19 protein-coding genes are annotated in these 17341 nt (G+C 46.1%); 9 read left to right on the top strand and 10 right to left on the bottom strand.

Annotated elements, in window-relative coordinates; translation table 11 throughout:
• Positions 1-57 precede the first annotated feature (57 nt).
• Positions 58-387 (top strand): hypothetical protein, encoded by a 330-nt coding sequence (locus ABDB91_RS12295; protein WP_347488006.1) that lies wholly within the window; start codon positions 58-60, stop codon positions 385-387.
• A 168-nt stretch (positions 388-555) separates the two neighbouring features.
• Here the strand turns inward: ABDB91_RS12295 and ABDB91_RS12290 are convergent, their stop codons facing one another.
• Together ABDB91_RS12290 and ABDB91_RS12285 are read right to left on the bottom strand one after the other, a co-directional pair.
• Entirely contained in the window at positions 556-1740 is a 1185-nt protein-coding gene (locus tag ABDB91_RS12290; protein ID WP_347488005.1) for a pyridoxal phosphate-dependent aminotransferase, read from the bottom strand.
• 198 nt (positions 1741-1938) lie between these two features.
• Positions 1939-3339, bottom strand: a complete 1401-nt coding sequence (locus ABDB91_RS12285; protein ID WP_347488004.1) for a metallophosphoesterase — start codon at positions 3337-3339, stop codon at positions 1939-1941.
• Between the two features lie 273 nt (positions 3340-3612).
• Here ABDB91_RS12285 and ABDB91_RS12280 point away from each other — a divergent pair, with 273 nt between their 5' ends.
• Positions 3613-3990: a 4Fe-4S dicluster domain-containing protein gene (locus tag ABDB91_RS12280; protein ID WP_347488003.1), complete on the top strand. Its 378-nt coding sequence runs from the start codon at positions 3613-3615 to the stop codon at positions 3988-3990.
• Position 3991: 1 nt separating this feature from the next.
• On the opposite strand, the gene ABDB91_RS12275 is transcribed toward ABDB91_RS12280, so the two are convergent.
• The 5 genes from ABDB91_RS12275 to ABDB91_RS12255 all read right to left on the bottom strand — a co-directional run bounded on the left by ABDB91_RS12275 (position 3992) and on the right by ABDB91_RS12255 (position 7836).
• Positions 3992-4219 (bottom strand): hypothetical protein, encoded by a 228-nt coding sequence (locus tag ABDB91_RS12275; RefSeq protein ID WP_347488002.1) that lies wholly within the window; start codon positions 4217-4219, stop codon positions 3992-3994.
• Positions 4220-4782: 563 nt separating this feature from the next.
• Positions 4783-5112, bottom strand: a complete 330-nt coding sequence (locus tag ABDB91_RS12270) for a class I adenylate-forming enzyme family protein (RefSeq protein ID WP_347488001.1) — start codon at positions 5110-5112, stop codon at positions 4783-4785.
• A gap of 31 nt (positions 5113-5143) precedes the next feature.
• Complete coding sequence (locus ABDB91_RS12265) at positions 5144-5989, bottom strand: 3-hydroxybutyryl-CoA dehydrogenase (protein WP_347491599.1); 846 nt, start codon at positions 5987-5989, stop codon at positions 5144-5146.
• Positions 5990-5998: 9 nt separating this feature from the next.
• Positions 5999-7180, bottom strand: a complete 1182-nt coding sequence (locus tag ABDB91_RS12260) for an acetyl-CoA C-acetyltransferase (protein WP_347488000.1) — start codon at positions 7178-7180, stop codon at positions 5999-6001.
• Between the two features lie 287 nt (positions 7181-7467).
• Entirely contained in the window at positions 7468-7836 is a 369-nt protein-coding gene (locus tag ABDB91_RS12255; RefSeq protein WP_347487999.1) for a VanZ family protein, read from the bottom strand.
• A gap of 98 nt (positions 7837-7934) precedes the next feature.
• Here ABDB91_RS12255 and lspA point away from each other — a divergent pair, with 98 nt between their 5' ends.
• Both lspA and ABDB91_RS12245 read left to right on the top strand, forming a co-directional pair.
• Complete coding sequence (lspA, locus tag ABDB91_RS12250) at positions 7935-8405, top strand: signal peptidase II (protein ID WP_347487998.1); 471 nt, start codon at positions 7935-7937, stop codon at positions 8403-8405.
• Position 8406: 1 nt separating this feature from the next.
• On the top strand, positions 8407-9345 hold the full coding sequence (locus tag ABDB91_RS12245; protein ID WP_347491598.1) for an RluA family pseudouridine synthase: 939 nt from the start codon (positions 8407-8409) through the stop codon (positions 9343-9345).
• Here ABDB91_RS12245 and ABDB91_RS12240 read toward each other — a convergent pair.
• Entirely contained in the window at positions 9334-9786 is a 453-nt protein-coding gene (locus tag ABDB91_RS12240; RefSeq protein WP_347487997.1) for a DUF441 domain-containing protein, read from the bottom strand. The genes ABDB91_RS12245 and ABDB91_RS12240 overlap by 12 nt on opposite strands.
• 77 nt (positions 9787-9863) lie before the next feature.
• The gene (locus tag ABDB91_RS12235; RefSeq protein WP_347487996.1) at positions 9864-10682 is read right to left on the bottom strand and encodes a phosphosulfolactate synthase; all 819 of its coding nucleotides are present in this window, start codon (positions 10680-10682) and stop codon (positions 9864-9866) included.
• A gap of 226 nt (positions 10683-10908) precedes the next feature.
• Here ABDB91_RS12235 and ABDB91_RS12230 point away from each other — a divergent pair, with 226 nt between their 5' ends.
• The 5 genes from ABDB91_RS12230 to ABDB91_RS12210 all read left to right on the top strand — a co-directional run bounded on the left by ABDB91_RS12230 (position 10909) and on the right by ABDB91_RS12210 (position 15599).
• A complete protein-coding gene (locus ABDB91_RS12230; RefSeq protein WP_347487995.1) occupies positions 10909-12615 on the top strand; it encodes an S-layer homology domain-containing protein in 1707 nt (568 codons plus the stop codon).
• A gap of 151 nt (positions 12616-12766) precedes the next feature.
• Positions 12767-13528, top strand: a complete 762-nt coding sequence (locus ABDB91_RS12225; RefSeq protein WP_347487994.1) for a SprT family zinc-dependent metalloprotease — start codon at positions 12767-12769, stop codon at positions 13526-13528.
• Between the two features lie 171 nt (positions 13529-13699).
• Positions 13700-14050 carry a DUF4870 domain-containing protein gene (locus ABDB91_RS12220; protein ID WP_347487993.1) on the top strand — a complete coding sequence of 117 codons (351 nt, stop codon included), beginning with the start codon at positions 13700-13702 and terminating at the stop codon, positions 14048-14050.
• Between the two features lie 221 nt (positions 14051-14271).
• The gene (locus ABDB91_RS12215) at positions 14272-14811 is read left to right on the top strand and encodes a carbonic anhydrase (RefSeq protein WP_347487992.1); all 540 of its coding nucleotides are present in this window, start codon (positions 14272-14274) and stop codon (positions 14809-14811) included.
• A 242-nt stretch (positions 14812-15053) separates the two neighbouring features.
• Entirely contained in the window at positions 15054-15599 is a 546-nt protein-coding gene (locus ABDB91_RS12210) for a DsbA family protein (RefSeq protein WP_347491596.1), read from the top strand.
• Positions 15600-15929: 330 nt separating this feature from the next.
• On the opposite strand, the gene ABDB91_RS12205 is transcribed toward ABDB91_RS12210, so the two are convergent.
• Complete coding sequence (locus ABDB91_RS12205; RefSeq protein ID WP_347487991.1) at positions 15930-17273, bottom strand: MFS transporter; 1344 nt, start codon at positions 17271-17273, stop codon at positions 15930-15932.
• Between the last annotated feature and the right edge of the window lie 68 nt (positions 17274-17341).

The raw sequence follows: 17341 nt of genomic DNA, 5'->3' as shown, positions 1-17341 counted from the left end.
ATATATTATAGCATAGGGGAAGTCCTTATGTCTTTTTCAAGGGGGGAGTAATATTTGATGTCCAGGTTTGTTTGTGATATTTGCGGAGAAGAAGTTGCTGTTCACGAAGGGATTCTTACCTGGGCCAGGGACGATGAAACATTGTCCAACTTTGCACTGACCCACAAAAATTCTCCCGGACACAACTGCCAGCCGGAAAACAATAACCGTTTTAAAGATTTGTATACTTTAACTATGATTAACGGTTATATGGAATTTATCGATTATCTTATTGATCGATGGAAAAGTGGTTTTTACCTTAAAGACGCCGAGTCACTGAAAAAAGTATTGGAACAATTAAATATGCATATGCATGAAAAAGTTATATTGCTGACTGAAGACGATTAACAAAGCTTGTGGTTTTTCCCCGGATGTTTTTGGTCCGGGGATTTTTTCATCGTATCGGTTGATTGCAGATAGGGTTTTTGTTAATTATTGAAGAGGGGAGATACCTTTTATATGTATAAAGAATCTCCCCTCTTTACTTTGCGTAATTTAAGAAGCCCTTAAATTTGATTATAATTTAAACTCTTTGGCCAGTTCTGTGAAAGCGGGTAACGAGTTGCGGATAATTTGCATGTCTATGCAGTAAGATAGTCTGAAATAACCGGGCAGTCCGAACCCGCTGCCGGGGACCAGCAGCAAGTTATATTCCTGGGCCCGACGTATAAATTCCACATCATCTTCAATGGGACAGCGGGGGAAGAAATAAAACGCGCCCATCGGTTTGGTTACTTCAAACCCCAGCCCGGTGAGGTGATTATAAATAATATCTCTTTTTTCCCGGTAGTCATCAATATTGACGGTCTCCCGCTGCAGCGGTGTTATCAGGCGCTGGATCAGCGCCGGGGCGTTGACAAAACCCAAAGTACGGTTGCAAAATACCAGCCCGTTGAAAATAATTTCGCTGTCTGCAATGTCCGGGTTTATCGCAATATAGCCGATGCGTTCACCGGGCAGTGCCAAATCCTTGCTGTGGGAGGTAACAATAATAGAATTTTTAATATGGTTGAATATGTTGGGTACAGCAACACCGTCATACACAATTTTGGCGTAGGGCTCGTCTGAAATTACGTATATGGCTGTGCCCAGTTCCTTTTCCTTTTCCTGCAGCAGCCGGCCCAGTGCGGCCAGTGCTTCTGCCGGGTAAACCGCTCCGGAAGGGTTATTGGGTGAATTGATGATGATGGCCCGGGTTTGGGGACCAACGGCGGCTGCTATTGCTGCCGGGTCCAGCTGGAAACCTGCGGACGTGGACACTTCTCGTACTTTACCGCCATGGTTGTCCACATAAAAACGGTATTCCACGAAATAGGGGGTGATAACAATTGTTTCTTCACCGGGGTTAAGCAGTGTTTTTAAAACCACGTTGAGCCCGCCGCCTGCTCCACAAGTCATAACAATATGGCCGGGTGTTACGGGCCGGCCGGTTTCTTCAGCCAGCACGTCGGCAATGGCCTGCCTGGTTTCGTCGTAACCCGCGTTGCTCATGTACCTGTGCATGCCTGGTACGGGGTTGGCGGCAATCTTTTGCAATTCCCGGTGAAAAGCTTCGGGCGGCTCCACGTTGGGGTTGCCCAGCGTGAAATCATACACTTTGTCCGCCCCATATATTTTGCGCAGTTTCTCCCCTTCTTCAAACATTTTGCGGATCCAGGATGAAGCAGATAAGAAGCCTTCTATTTTTTGCGCTATAGGCATAAATATTCCATCTCCTTCCAAGATGTCGTGATGCTTTTTTTATAGGCCCGGTGGTAAACAGCCGAACTTTCTGAGCAGCCAATCTGTAAATTATTTCTGGCTTAAGCTATAAAAACCTGCCTGTAAAGTAAAATTCCTCGGTGCCGGGTGTTAAAAAGTTGAAAGATTAAATCTTTCAACTTTTTAACACCCGGCACCTTAAGGAGCTAACTTTTCCCGGACGTCAAATCTTTTTCTATTCAGTGTAAAACCTTGCTCCTGGTTGCTTACCGAAATAGCATCTGCCGCTACCAGTCGTTTTTGACCCCTTTCATCGGGGAGAAAGTGCAGCAGCACTACCGAATAAGGTATTTGCGTGGTCTGCAGGCCGCGCAGGCCGGCCGCGCCTGAGGTGCCGGCATTAATTAAAATGCTGCCTTCTTGTTGTGTTATGGCCATCCGGTGGTTATGCCCGAACAATATCACCGGCACATGGCCGGCCAGTGAACGGGCCATTTTATCATTATGCAGCAGTGCGATATCCACTTGCGGTGCGATTTGATCAATTCTATCAATAAGCTGTCGGGTCAGCCGGGGAATAGTGCTCAAATCAGGCGGAGTTACTGTATTACCGGCGGAAGACGGATCGGACATGCCGTAGAAAAACAGCCCGTTTTTTTCCACCAGCCCGTTAACAACGGTTACGTTGGGAATTTGGTCCATTTTATTTATAATAGCCGGTGAGTCGTGATTGCCGGCGATGAAAAAGTATGGTATATCAATATGATTCAATTGTTCCAGCAGCAATGTTTCCAGCGGGGTGCCAAAGTCGCTGATATCTCCCGTATCAATAATCATGTCGGCATCAAACAGGTCGGCCATTCGCAATACGAAATCCATCCCGGCCGGGTTATTATGTAAATCGGATATATGCAGTACTTTAAGCTCCCCTGTAGTTTCGCCAAGCGGCCGGAGATTATCCACCCGCTCGTAGAGCTGGTTGAGGTTGGTGGCGATAACTTCCAGATTATCGCTTAGTGTTTCGATCTTTCCGAATGTTTCCTGAGCCAGGCTAACCATCCACGGGGCTGCGCGAAGCGCGCCGGAGTATTGTGGGTTGCGGAAAGCACTGATATTGTAAGTATAATAAGCTGTGGCCAGTAAAGCGCCTGCCAGCAGCATGCCGGCCATTGAACCGGTAATATATTTTTTTAAACTTCCCTTGCGGGTGAGAAAGACGCCCAGCGCTCCCCCCAGCGCGGCCAGCGCCAGTAACTTGACGGCAAATATTGCGGCCACTTGTCGCAGTACGGTTTTGCCTTGCTCGATAACTTCGTCGCGCCCGCTGGTATTGCTTAATAATTGCTGGATTAACTCAAGGTCAATGTTTTCCAAGCGCAGGGACACTGACAGCGGTGCGGTGTGGGTGTGAGCCCGCACGGTGCCCAGGGGCGGTATTTCCACCTCGGTATAGCCTTTTTCGTTAATCTGGGCCGTTACCCGAAACTGCAGTGCTTCAATGTTGAATTGCATGTGCCCAAACAGGTTTATTAACAGTATGGCACCTGCGATGGCAAGAAAAACAGCGGTAAGTAATTCTGCTTTTTTTGTAATAGTCATTTTCCGCTCCCGTAATATGTGCTATTAATATATTTACCGGATAGATCATTAATTAACAGGCCTATGCGCCTGGTGAATGCACTTTTATTTTGGATTATTACGCGCTATGAAATCACTGTGAGCAATATCACACCGAAATAGCGAATTTGCTTACTGTAATGGCCTCCTAAAGGGGGTATATTAATGGCAATTAACAAACAACATATGAGGTGACGGGTCTGAAAGGTATTCTTTCATGACGTTTTGTGCCTTAAGGAAGGAATGTGAATAAACATGGCCAAGAGACAAATTGTTAAGATAGACGAAGAGAAGTGTAATGGCTGTGGTCTTTGTGTAAGCCCATGCGTAGAAGGTGCTATCACTATTGAAAACGGCAAGGCTAAGGTGAAAAGGGAAGAGCTGTGTGACGGGGCCGGTTTTTGCATCGGGGTATGCCCCCGGGGCGCTTTAACGCTGGAAACCCGGGAAACGGCAGATTTCGATGAACATGCGGTGGAAATGCATGTAAAACAAAACCCGGGGTCATATATTCCCCAGGTCTGCTTTCGCTGTGGTAAAAATGAGGACGAGGTTATCGTTTTACCATGCCGGAGAAAGGGCCAAAGCGTCTGGATATGCACTAAATGCCTGCCGGCTTTGATTCACGGTTAAATTATTGGGGATCACCGGGTTCCTTGTTTAAATTCATAAACATGGTACGTGCATGTTCATAGCTGGCATTCATAGCTGTAATGCCTTCACGGAGGGTATTTAATGAACGCGATGTCTGGTCGATCAGCCCCCTGACAAATCCCAGCTTAACATCGGCTTTGCTATCGGTACTAAGGAGCAGCAAAACGAGAATTAAGAACAATGTAAAAGGATTTGCATTATTGGACAATATACACGGCCTCCCTTCACCAAAGTAATATATCTATATAATATGCCGTAAGGGTTTTATGGTGATAGTTTGGAGACCTGATTAAATTGGCAAAATGTTTTCCGTCGGTATATACCCGGTGGGAATTTATCAGTGATTATAAATGTGCCGTTAAATTTTTTGCAACGGCACACTAATTACTTTATCTGCTCCACAGACAGGACATGTAAAAAGGTGATGGCAGCAATCGCCCTTGAAGCTCATGTTAAAATAAGGGCTATACGGCCCGGCGTAATCCGTAACCGGGCCGGAATCCAGCATGATATGCCCGCAGGAACAATGAGGGGTTATTTCCCCCAGGGCGTTGCATAGTATACAGACAGTATTCATGCTCTTAATGGGCGGCGCCTTGATCTGGCGGTACCGCTGGTCTTAAATTGTTTTTTTCTCACGCAAAACAGCCCCCTCAGATTTTTTTTATTATTATTTCCGGCAGAAGGTTAATAAATAAAAAAACCCGCCCTGTAATTAGGCGGGTTTTTTATGGCTATATGATGAAAATACTTGCTATTAATGGCTTATTATTAATATTGCTCCAAAAGCTTCATTTTTAATACCTTTCCGCTGGGTGACTTGGGGATCCTGGGGACAAATTTAATTACCTGCGGCAGATTATCATCCGTTAATTGGTTGCTTTGCTTCATAAAAGTGAATATGTCGGCTTCGGTAATACCGTCAACCCGCAGCACAATATAAGCAACCAGACACTCTCCGCCGTCTTTGCCGGGTGCGTTTATTACCGCCACCTCATCTACCGCGGAGTGTTCATACAGTACATTTTCTACTTGGCGAAACATAAATCTGTTGATCACCGGGGAAGCCTCGCTGCCCACTGTTTGATTACATTCCATCATTTTTCCCTCCCCTTTTTCCAGCAGAAGCTTATTAGCTGTAATTATAAAATCCGCGACCGGTTTTCCGGCCCAGATGTCCGGCCCGCACCAGTTTTCTTAGTAACGGACAGGAACGATACTTGGAATCACCTGTTTCCATATATAGGGTGTCGCATACCATGAGTAAAGTGTCCAGTCCAATTAAATCGGAAAGGGCCAGGGGACCGATGGGGTGGTTGGCGCCCAGCATCATGCCCTTGTCAATGTCTTCGGCGGTAGCGACTCCTTCCATGAGCACGAACATAGCCTCATTAAGCATGGGGACCAGTATGCGGTTGACGGCAAACAAAGGCGCCTCATTAACCATAATACTCTCTTTGCCCATCTGTTGGACCAGTTCACGGGTTATTTTTACTGTATCATCATCTGTTTCAGCAGCCCGGATTAACTCTACCAATTTCATAACGGGTACAGGGTTGAAAAAGTGCATGCCGATAAATTTATTGGCTCTTTTGGTTACTGCGGCCATTTCAGTGACACTTAGCCCGGAGGTGTTGGAGGCAAAGTAAGTTTCGGGCTTGCAAATTTGATCCAGATCGCCATAGAGTTCTCTTTTAAGTTCCATTTTTTCAATTACGGCTTCGATAATAAAATCACAGTCGGCCAAGTCGTTCAGCAAAGTGGTACCCTTGATGCGGCCTAGCGTTTGACTTGCGTCCTCCGGGGTCATCCTTTGCTTTTTAACGTCCCGGGCCAGGTTTTTTTCAATAACTGACAGTCCCCGGTTTACAAATGCGTCTGTAATGTCGCGCATAATTACTTGATAACCGGCTTTGGCGGCTACCTGGGCGATGCCGTTGCCCATTGTGCCCGCTCCCACAACGCCTATAAGTTTTATAGTCACTTTTTAAACCTCTCTTTCCACTATAATAGCCGTTCCCATGCCGCCGCCAACGCAAAGTGAAGCCAGGCCGTAATGAGCGTTGCGCCGCTCCATTTCATTCAGCAGTGTAATTACGATACGGGCTCCGGTACAGCCTACCGGGTGACCCAGGCTGATGCCGCTGCCGTTAACGTTGGTGATATCCCGGTTTACATCCAGCAGTTTTTCACAGGCCAGATACTGGGCGGCAAACGCTTCGTTTAACTCGATTAAGTCCATATCCGCCAGGGTCATTCCGGCCCGCTGCAGCGCTTTTTTAATGGCGGGCACAGGGCCGTAGCCCATTAAATCGGGTTCTACCCCGGCCCTGGCGTGGCTGACAATGCGGGCCAGCGGCTTTAATCCCAATTGCCGGGCTTTATCCAGGGACATGACCAATACTGCCGCGGCGGCATCATTTAATCCTGAAGCGTTACCAGCCGTCACGGTGCCGTTTTTGCGAAACGCCGGACGCAGCTTGGCAAGGCTGTCCAGACTGATTTCCGCTCTGGGGTGTTCGTCCCGGTCTACCGGCACGGGATCTCCTTTACGCTGGGGAACCGGTACAGGTACAATTTCCTTGGCAAAGTAACCTTGTTCAATGGCATTGATAGCGTTCCTATGACTGCGATAAGCAATAATGTCCTGTTCTTCCCTGGTAATGCTGTACTTTTCGGCCAGTCGCTCCGCTGTTTCTCCCATCATTATTTTATGTATGGGGTCGGTGAGCGTTTCCCATAACGCATCGGTAAATTCGCCGTGCTGCAGGCGCATACCCCAGCGAGCTTTTTTCAGCACATAAGGGGCTGTACTCATGCTTTCAGTGCCGCCGGCCAAAACAATATCCGAGTCGCCGGTAACAATCTGCTGGTAACCGGAAATAATCGCCTGCATAGCTGAAGCGCATTGTCTCTGAATAGTCATGCCAGGTACTGTGTCCGGCAGTCCGGCCATTAGTGCCGCGGTGCGGCCTATATTGGGTTCTTCGCTGCTTTGTACGCAGCAGCCCAGGATTACGTCATCAATTTCCGCCGGGTTAATGCCGGAGCGTTTAAGCACTTCTTTAATTACTGTAACGGCCAGTCCGCCGGCGGTAACGGTACGCAGTGAGCCGCCAAAATCGCCGATGGGTGTGCGAGCACCTGCTACTATTACAACATCTTGCATATCATAACCCCCCTAAAGATAAACATAACTGTTTCAGTTGATTAGCTATTCTGAAAAATTCATGGCCACATAATTTTTTTGATTCCTAGCTAAATTTACCAAGCCAGAATATTTCAAAATAATCTAATTGCATTATATAATAAATTTCTTCTTAATTTTGAAAAAGTCCTGCTTTTCTAAAAATTTTAAGATTAAAAATTTTTAGAAAAGAGCAATTAGTGCAATTAATTAGCGCATCAATTTCCAAGACTCCCGCTTCTATAAGTGGGGAGTTCCTTCTCATTTATTTATCGTTTACCGTGGGATTTAAGGCCCCTTTTCTTTTTTGCCAGGTAAACTATAGCTAATCCCAGCCCGGCACCTAAAAGGTCCCTGGCTAAATCATATATATCGGGGAAACGCGTGGGGATAAAATGCTGGTGTATTTCATCGGTAATGCCGTATAAAAGACATAATAAAAATGCTTTCATAAAAGAACGGTTGTGGTTATGCTTATATAAAGCCAGATAATACAAGGGTGCCAGTACAAAGTAGGCTGCTATATGACCCGGGTTGAAGTTTTCTATTAATGGAAACAATGATTTAAGTTCACTGCCCGTGCGTCCGGATAAGTAGTATATCAGGGCCATCCACAAGGTGGCGGGAATCCAGTACATAGATATGGGCTCCTAAAAAAGAATATCAATTTGTTTTTAATACATTAACATGTGGTATTATATCATATAGTGCTATATTTTAGGGAGGGTTTTAAACTTTGCGCTTTATTGTTATTGTTTTGGTTGCAATGATAGTGGATCAGTTCTCCAAGTACATAATCACATTGCGTATGCTGCCGGGGGAGTCAATACCTGTGTTCCCGCCGGTGTTTTATATTACTTATATATTGAATCCGGGGGCTGCCTTTGGTGTGCTGGCCAATCGGACCACCTTTTTTATTATTGTCACGCTGCTGGTAATTGTCGGTGTGCTTGTGGGGTACCGGTATTTGCCGCGGAAAAGAATTTGGGCGCGTATAGCCTTGGGGCTGGTAGTAGGCGGTGCATTGGGCAACTTAATTGACCGGGTGCGCCTGGGACGGGTCATTGACTTTTTGGATTTTCGGGTCTGGCCGATTTTTAACTTGGCGGACACTGCCATAGTAATCGGAGCCTTGCTATTGATTATCGATATTTGGCGCGGTGATAAAGAGGAACGGCAAAGGGTGGATGACAGTGCCAAAAACTGAAATGTACCTGGCGGATGCGGAGCATACCGGAATGCGCCTGGATGTTTTTGTAACATCCAGGGAGGAGCAGCTGAGCCGGTCATTTGTGCAAAAGCTAATCAGTGATGGTGTCGTCACGGTGAACGGGGCAACGTCCCGGGCCAATTATCGTTTAAAAAAAGGCGATGCGATAGTGGTGAACGTACCGCCGCCCGTAAAGCTTCAAGTGCGTCCGGAATCCATTCCCCTTGCTATATGTTATGAAGACAAAGATGTTATTGTAGTGAACAAGCCCAGAGGGATGGTTGTGCACCCGGCGGAGGGAAACTATGCGGGAACGCTGGTTAATGCATTATTGCATCACTGTCAAGACCTTTCGGGTATAAACGGGGTGCTTCGACCCGGCATCATACACCGCATTGACAAGGATACCTCGGGTTTATTAATGGTAGCCAAAAATGATCTGGCCCACGAAAACCTGGCGGGCCAGTTAAAGGAGCACAGCGTTCGCCGGGGCTATCTGGCCCTGGCTCATGGGGCTCCGGCCGGTGAGCGGGGGGTGGTTGACGCACCCATTGGCCGGGATCCCCGGGACCGGCAGAGAATGGCTGTAACCCAGCGCAATGGCAAGGCAGCGGTGACCCGTTACCGGGTGCTGGAGCGAGCGGGTAATTATACATGGTTGAAGCTGCGCCTGGAAACGGGGCGCACCCATCAGATCAGGGTGCATATGGCTTATATTGGCTGCCCGCTGGTAGGGGACTCCAAATACGGGCCGGGTAAACCGCATTTTGGTTTGAATGGTCAGTTTTTGCACGCTTATATTCTGGGGTTTATGCATCCTCGCAGCGGTGATTACCTTGAATTCACCGTCCCATTGCCGAAAGAACTGACTGTTATACTGAATAAACTTGGCATTGGCGAAAACATAGATTATAAAACTTTGCTTTCACTTGAATAAGTGGATTGTTTCCAGAAACAGTGCGGTTAATCCGGCTGCCATCAGCGGTCCCACAGGGACACCGTTTAGGAAAACAATGCCGAATACCGAGCCAATCAGCAGGCCGAATATTATCTCCGGGTCGATTTGCAATAACCGCAATCCTTCACCGTTTAAATGGGTGGCCAGTGCCCCTCCGAGGATGGCCAGTATGCCCGGCAGTGACGTAAAAGTGCCTAACAATTCTTTTTCGGTTACTTTACCGCTGGCCACAGGTACTAAAATGGCCAGTAATAAAAATAATAAGCCTATTTCCAGGCCTCTTTTTTCCAACAGGGAAAATATAAAATTCAGGTTGGTAAATTTTATAATCAGTAATACGCAGGCAGCGGTGGCAATTAAATTAGAGCGGGCAATAATGCCCACCAGGAGTAACGCTACAAGCAGTGGTACTCCGTTCATAATCTCGCCTCGCAATGACAATTTTTAGTAAATATATGCCGCCGCTGTCCATTGTATTACCATGCTAAGTTAAGCAGTTAGATTTCTTCCAGGTTGTCTATGGCCAGCTGCAAGGTATCGGCCCGCAAGCCCACTCGCAGGGCCTCTACCGCGAGCACTTCCTGAGGCGGAATATTTCCCAGGTTAACATCCGACCCAAACCGGGCGATTAAGTCCTGCTGTTGAGTCTTAAGCGGTGCTTCCCAGATAATCAATGATGGATCGCTGATATAATCCATTAACAGCTGCAAATCATCATCCGCCATTTTGCCTCTGGCATCATAAAGTCCCACATTCAGACCGCATTCACGGCCCTCCAGTATAACCTTGTAAGCGCCGTTTTGCAAATCACGCAGGGCTATCCGGGCCAGTGTTTTCACAGGGATTTGAACGTCGTTGTTTTTTTTGCCTACTTCAGTCAGTACCCTAAAGCCTTTTTCCGCAGCTAGCGCAATTGCTTGTTCTCTCACCTCCCCGCTCAGGGGTATGGTCCCGTCGCTAACTTCAATGGCCGTAAAGCCAAAAAAATTGCATCTGTCGAGAAACTCCCTGATTTTGTTTTGCCATAGCGCTACTTCCAAAAAGGTGCCCCCCGGGTAAATATCAATGTTATAGGAACGAACCAGCTGAATCTTTTCCTCCAGAGTACCTGCGGCATAAAGCGCGGGCGTGCCGAAACCCAGCTTGATAAAATCAATGTGCTGATAATTAATTTGTAACAGGTCCCGGGTTTCACCCAGGCCCATGCCTTTGTCGATTACCATAGTCAGACCTTTGTTTCTGGGTTTACTCGTCCGGTTACCCAACGGGTAAGATATAATTTCTTGCCAGTTGCTGTTATGAGCGTATTCGGTCAAATTATCAACTCCCTTCCCGGTGATTGCATGCATCGGGGGAACGCATGCAGATGTCCACCCCCTTTTTATTTTTCCAGCCGGGATAGGAACTATTGTGCACCTGATAGAAAATATTCATTTTTTATCAGGTTGGTTACCGGGTTGACCTGCCAAATAACGGTGTTCTTTCGTATATAAAGGCAGGAGGTTAAATCCATCCAAAATTAATTCGGGGGAGTGGTTATTATTGCGTACTAAAAGTTGGAAATGTTTTATTGGCGGTTTGCTTACGGTGGCGGTATTGACATTTGCCGTGACAGCGGCTCCGGCTGATGTCCTGGCTAGAAGTAACGGTAAAGGCAATAACAACAAACCGCTGGGCCAAGTGAAAAAAATAGAATATACCCAGACCAAGAAGATGCCCTTTAGGATGATGGGCGATGTTGTAAACCACTGGGCGGCGGAGCCCGTGTCGGCTATGCAGAAACAAGGCATTATTGCGGGATTTCCCGACGGAAAGTTTTATCCGCAAAAAGAAGTATCTAAAAACGAAGCCCTGGTTATGTTAATGCGGGCTTTGGGCTGTGAAGATCAAGCACCCTCCCGAAGCAGTTTAAAATTGGTAACTAAAAGCTGGGCCGGTGATATGGTTGCCTTGGCTTTGGATAAGGGTATTATTACCAGGGAAGAGCTGAAGGATTTTGACGGGACGGAAGCGGCCCAAAGATATGAGGTGGCTATGTGGCTGGCCAGGGCGCTGTTAAACAATGATGGGCTGGAAAATGTATTAAGTGGTGAGGTGCAATTCAGCGACGCCGGTCAAATACCTGGTTATGCTGAGAAATACGTGGCTCAAATGTCTCAAGCCGGTATCATGAAGGGTTACCCCGGTAATGTCTTCAAACCCCGGAATAAAGTGCAAAGAGCGGAAATCGCGGCTATGCTGTTTCGGTGCCAGTACATGTTTTCGTTAAACCCTAAATTTAATTACATTAAAGGTATTGTGGATGAGGTTATGCCGTCGGACCCGGCTTACATTTCCCTAAAGGTTGGCGACGATGACAATAGTCCGCTGGTGCTGGTGCAGGTAGCTGATGATGCGGCGATTTTTATTGATGGCAAAGCAGCGGATTTAGAAGACATAGAAAAAGATTACGCGGTTTCAATGGTGCTGAACCCGGCCCGCAATGCCATAGTGGTGAGCGCCGGTTCGGACGGCGCCGCAGGTAATGATGATGCGGATGAAGAAGAAGACGAGGATGCTCCGGAAGTTGATGAGCTTAATCCCGAAAACGATGCTGAAAATGTGCCGGCCGGCCTTGATACACTGGTAGTAACTTTTGACGAAAAAATTTACCCCGTTAAATCCTTGAACGATATCAAGGAAGGTATCGAGGTGGAAAACATTACAGACGACCGGAGTATTGATATATGGGATATTGATATTGATGGCCGGAAATTGATCATTGAGCTGAAGAAAGAGCTTGACGAGGACTGCCGTTTTGCGGTGGATGTTGCCGCCAATATAATCAAAGATGGCCAGGGCAATAAATTTGCGGGTATTGATTCGGAAGACTGGGAATTTGCTACCTTTGAGGATGAGGATGAAGACGCCCCGGAAATAGACGAATTAAATCCGGAAGATGGTGAAGAGTTTGAGGGCGACCTCGAGGAAATTACCGTGCAATTTGATGAAAAAGTGCGGTGGGTGGGCAAAAAACCAAACGAAAATGCCGTGATAGTGTTTAACAGAGCCAGATACTTTGTGATAATACCGGACGATATAGATATTGACGAAGACGAGCTAATTATTCAATTTGATAGAGAACTGCCCGTGGGAGAATATAACATATCCATCCCGTCAGGTATAATTGAGGACTTATCAGGGAATGAATTCTCCGGTATTGGCGTTACCGACTGGACTTTTGAAGTGGTGGCCGAAGAAGACGATTAAATGGATAATGGACTAACTAAAAGGGGAAGCCGTAACTGCTGCGGTTTCCCTTTTTTTAATATTACTATAGAGGTATTATCGGGCAGGCGCGCCGATTGATAACTGTTTACATAAAGGTTGGGTTGCTAATCGCGGGAGATAATGAGAAAATATGAAAGACAGCAATGGAAAGTTGGTGTTTGTCTTGCCGCGATTGGTACTGGATGACCGGGTGATGGAATATACAGTTAAACGCAGCCATAAAGCTTTATCCCTAAAAATAACTGTTGATGCAAAAGATGGTGTTACGGTCACGGCGCCGGAACAATATAATACCGGGGTGGTTAAGCGTTTTATACAGGATAAGAGTGTTTGGATAATAGAAAAGCTGGATTATCTGTCGGTATTGTCCGGATGTCCGGTGCCCAGGTCGTTTGCGGACGGAGAACAATTCTTTTTTTTGGGTAACCAATATACTGTTAAGGTGCATATTAATGAGCAGGTAATGAATGGGGCGGTAAGGATAAATGGACGGCAAATGCTTGTCGATGTGCCTTTGCCGCTTTATCGGGATAACGGTGCGGCAGCGGTTCGTGATACGCTGGTAAAATGGTACAAAACGCAGGCTAATTATACAATAAACGACAGGATAGATTTCTATATTAAGGGCGTAGGCGTAAAACCGGCGAAGATTAGGATAAAGGAACAAAAACATCGCTGGGGCAGTTGTTCGGGAAAGGGTAATTTGAACTTCAACTGGCATTTGGTGATGGCTCCCATAGGCATTATAGATTATATTGTTGTGCATGAGTTATGCCACTTGTTAAGACTCGATCACAGTCCGGCATTTTGGAGCTTGGTGGGGGCGGTGTTGCCTGATTACCCGACGCGCCGCCGCTGGTTGAAACAATATGGCCCGGTGCTGGCTTTCTAGTCGCAAGTCTGTGCGTTCGCAGGTTTAAGATCCAATATGAGATGATGTTTTTTCGCTTTTGCTATGACATGCTAATTTATAATATTCATCTTGGGTGCTGCTTATAGAGGCGCGGGCCTCTGTTAAGGATAAATATACTTTCTATTCCGGTAGATGGGAGGTGAATAGTAAATGGTACCACCGGAAAGCAAACTTATGGGTGCAATTTGTCACGGTTCTATATTCCTGGGTTTACCGGTTTTAGTGCCTTTAGTTGTTTATTTACTTAAGAAGGATGATGATTTTGTGTGCCACCACGCCCGGGAATCGCTGACCATGCATATTATATCCCTGCTCTTGGGTGTGGCGGTAGGAATACTGTGTCTGATACTTATCGGTCTTTTGTTGGTTATACCCCTGGCTATATTGGCACTGATATATACTGTTTTTGCCATTGTAGCTATTATTAAATGTTTGTCAGGCGAATATTACCGTTATCCGGTTACAACAAAATACGCGGAGTCATGGTTTTCCGTAAAATAAACATGCTGAAGCAATAATTATTTATTTTTTTGTTTTAAGAAATAATTCACTTTCTTTGCAGGAATCCAATATGCGCTGGTCGAATAATAAAAAAATTGTCACTGGATTTGCAATTTGTATTATAATTTTTATATTTTTTTAGACATCCAAGTGAATTATAGCACAAATATATTTATGACAATACATAACATATTTATAAAATTTATGAGGGAGGATGAAAAATGGATAACCTGGTGCCGATTCGTTCTGTTGGTGATATTTTCCCCCAGTATCGTGATACTCCCATCGGTCGCTTACTTCAATACCATAACCTGCAATATCCACTGCATAGCTATGAGCATGCGGAATTGCTAATCGGTATGTGTATGGATAACCGTAAACACTTACGCATACCCGATAACTTTGCCTATGTGCTGCGCACCGGCGGGGGCAATCTCCGTTATAGTGAGTTTAAATTATCATATGCCATAGCTGTTGGGGGAGTTAAGGCTGTTGCTTTAATCGGCCATGATAAATGCGGCATGGTAAACTTAATGGCCCGCAAGGATAAATTTGTGCGGGGATTGGTGGAAAACGCGGGCTGGGACAAAAAGCTGGCTGAAGAACACTTTATGCATTTCGTACCTATGTTTGAGATTGTAAATGAAATGGATTTTGTTATTAGCGAAGCCCAAAGGTTACGTCTACGTTATCCTAAGATTTTGGTGGTACCCATGTTTTACGGTATAGATGATAAACTTTTATATTTAATTAGGGAATAATGAATTAAGCCGGCAAATAGAGGCACGGTTGGGCAGGTGACTGTATCCCCTGCCCTTTTTTGTTTTTTAAGACCAGATGTTTTAGTGATTTGGTGTAATGAATGAATAACTTTGGATTTATGCGCTTTAAATGTTATACTTTAGGCATACTGGTTTGACTTGATTCACATTTGTTTGGAGGTTTTATAACAATGGCGATTAAAATGACTATTCTTTCAGATTATGTATGACCTTTTTGCTATATCGGCAAAGGTATTGTCGAAAAATTGAAGCAGGAATTTGACATTGCCGAGGAGTGGGTTGGTTATGAGTTGCATCCTGAAACACCGCCCGAAGGAAAGCTTATTAAGGATTTGTTTCCCGATGTGGATATAGATAAGATGTTGGAAAACTTTCGGCGGGCCGGTAAACCCTACGGGATTAATTTTAGTGGCATGAATCTCGTGGCCAATTCATGTCTGGCGCTGCAGGCCAGCGAATTTGCCCGGGACAAAGGAAAATATGAACAAGCACATGCCCGGCTGTTTAAAGCTTATTTTCAAGAGGAAATGAATATCGGCGATAAACAGGTGCTTATCAAGTTGTTTAAAGAGATTGGCTTAAATGAAGATGAACTAATGGAAACGCTGGATAAACAGCCTTTTTTGCCGCGCTTGCAAAAGGCGCGGGAATTGGCCCGGCAATACGAGATCACGGCTGTACCTGCATTTATCATCAATGATAAGAAAAGGCTGGTGGGCGCCCAGTCATATCAAGTATTTCAAAGGGCCTTGAGCGTTTACCAATAGTTATAGGCGCTAAGTCCCAATAAAGTCAGGAGAATTATAAATAATAGCCGGAATTATAAGGCCACCATCAAATCCGGCTAAAGTAGCCCATGATCGTTTTTTGGTTGCACAGTAATTATTTGATTTAGGATATTATATGGACGCAGCTTTGGCAACTGCCACAGCAAACGGCAGTCGCCAGGGTTAGTGATTTTACCCCGCCGGTGCGGGCCAAGTGCTGCTTATGCGATGCACTTTTAGACGGGAGAGGAACATGGTGTAAAAATACGAGCGGGAGGGTTGGGACAATCCCAATGCTTTAAATTTGCACTCTTAACGAAATCCGTTGATTTAATTCCGTCTGGTGTTCCCTGTGTTTTCCTTTCCCTCGGGTATAGGTTTACGAGCCGGGGAAAATACAAATTCAGTTTTGATGGCCTGAACTGACGAAGTATTTGCTTGCTGCGGCTGTTGTCCTTGTTCTGTATCGTTCGCTGTTTGTTTCATGTCCTTTACTCTGATTAAAAACAATGCTGTCAGCGCCGCCGTACCGGCCAGTATGGCACCGCCCCAGTACATATAAGCGTTACTGATACCCATCAGGTATCCAAACAGGGGTGGTCCCGCGGCCACGCCTAAAAAACGTACACTGCCGTATACTGAAGTAATCAAACCTCTTTCCTCGGCGGCCGTGGTGCTGGTAATAATGGTGTTTAAACAGGGCAGAAGCAGTCCCGTACCCAGTCCGGTAACGGAAATGCCGGCGAAGAAAAAGTAAATGTTCTGGTATAAGTTTAATGTAGCCAGAGAGGCGGCTACCAGCCCGAGCCCGGTTACTACCAGCCATTTCATTAGCTGAACCTTTTTTTTGATCAGCAGGCCGGTGACATATGAGGTAACGGACATGAACAGCACGGGTATGGCTAGGGCCGCACCTTTAATGATACCGGTCAGACCTATGGTTTCTTCCAGGTAATCGCTCAAGAAAAATAACATACCGAAAAGTATAAGCAGCGCTACCATACCGCTTAAGAAAATGGTGACCAGCAGGGCTGATTTTTTTTGAAATACTTCTTTTATGGATTTGCCATACTGAGCTACGCTTTGGGTAGCCCGATTGCTTTGGGGTTCCTTTACTAAAAACCAAATACCCAGTACGATGGGAATGATAATAGCCGGGAAAAATAAAAAGGTGGCGTACCAGGCAATCAGACCGATGGCTGCACCCAGCACGGGGCTGAGTACTTTGCCGAATCCGTTGGCGGCCTCCACCACTCCCAGCGCTTTACTGCGCCGGAGACCGGCAAATAAATCCCCGGTCAGGGCCATGGCAATGGGAGAGGTGCCCGCGGCGCCGATACCTTGAACAATACGACCGCTGATAATCCATGTATAGGCTCTTTCAGTCAGTAATACTGCGGCCAGTCCGGCGATTATTCCGCCCAAGCCGTATAAAATTAAGCCGGGAATTATTACTTTTTTGCGTCCGATCCGGTCGGATAAAAAGCCGGCCAGCGGAATTAGCAGGCCGGGTACGGAAAATGCGGTGATGATCATGCTGACTTTTAACTGGCTTAGGTGCAGTGCTTCTTGCAACTGCGGCAATACCGGTATGAGCATGGAATTGCCCAGCACCATAATGAACGGCACGCCTGCTATGGCGGCCAGTACAGCGTTTCCGGCTTTTGTCTCCATAACGGTTCACATCCTTTTTTTAAACACACCGATATTTTATCTCCCGCTCGAAGGTGCTATGCATTTTA

The sequence above is a fragment of the Desulfoscipio sp. XC116 genome, from assembly GCF_039851975.1.
In the GTDB taxonomy this organism is placed as follows: Bacteria; Bacillota; Desulfotomaculia; order Desulfotomaculales; family Desulfallaceae; genus Sporotomaculum.
This window is presented reverse-complemented; position numbering and strand designations above follow the sequence as displayed.

Excerpts from the sequence above, each read along its gene's own strand:
- ABDB91_RS12295 (WP_347488006.1), top strand. The coding sequence starts at position 58 with ATGTCCAGGTTTGTTTGTGATATTTGCGGAGAAGAAGTTGCTGTTCAC.
- ABDB91_RS12290 (WP_347488005.1), bottom strand. The coding sequence starts at position 1,740 with ATGCCTATAGCGCAAAAAATAGAAGGCTTCTTATCTGCTTCATCCTGG.
- ABDB91_RS12285 (WP_347488004.1), bottom strand. The coding sequence starts at position 3,339 with ATGACTATTACAAAAAAAGCAGAATTACTTACCGCTGTTTTTCTTGCC.
- ABDB91_RS12280 (WP_347488003.1), top strand. The coding sequence starts at position 3,613 with ATGGCCAAGAGACAAATTGTTAAGATAGACGAAGAGAAGTGTAATGGC.
- ABDB91_RS12270 (WP_347488001.1), bottom strand. The coding sequence starts at position 5,112 with ATGATGGAATGTAATCAAACAGTGGGCAGCGAGGCTTCCCCGGTGATC.
- ABDB91_RS12260 (WP_347488000.1), bottom strand. The coding sequence starts at position 7,180 with ATGCAAGATGTTGTAATAGTAGCAGGTGCTCGCACACCCATCGGCGAT.
- ABDB91_RS12255 (WP_347487999.1), bottom strand. The coding sequence starts at position 7,836 with ATGTACTGGATTCCCGCCACCTTGTGGATGGCCCTGATATACTACTTA.
- ABDB91_RS12245 (WP_347491598.1), top strand. The coding sequence starts at position 8,407 with ATGTACCTGGCGGATGCGGAGCATACCGGAATGCGCCTGGATGTTTTT.
- ABDB91_RS12240 (WP_347487997.1), bottom strand. The coding sequence starts at position 9,786 with ATGAACGGAGTACCACTGCTTGTAGCGTTACTCCTGGTGGGCATTATT.
- ABDB91_RS12225 (WP_347487994.1), top strand. The coding sequence starts at position 12,767 with ATGAAAGACAGCAATGGAAAGTTGGTGTTTGTCTTGCCGCGATTGGTA.
- ABDB91_RS12220 (WP_347487993.1), top strand. The coding sequence starts at position 13,700 with ATGGTACCACCGGAAAGCAAACTTATGGGTGCAATTTGTCACGGTTCT.
- ABDB91_RS12215 (WP_347487992.1), top strand. The coding sequence starts at position 14,272 with ATGGATAACCTGGTGCCGATTCGTTCTGTTGGTGATATTTTCCCCCAG.
- ABDB91_RS12205 (WP_347487991.1), bottom strand. The coding sequence starts at position 17,273 with ATGGAGACAAAAGCCGGAAACGCTGTACTGGCCGCCATAGCAGGCGTG.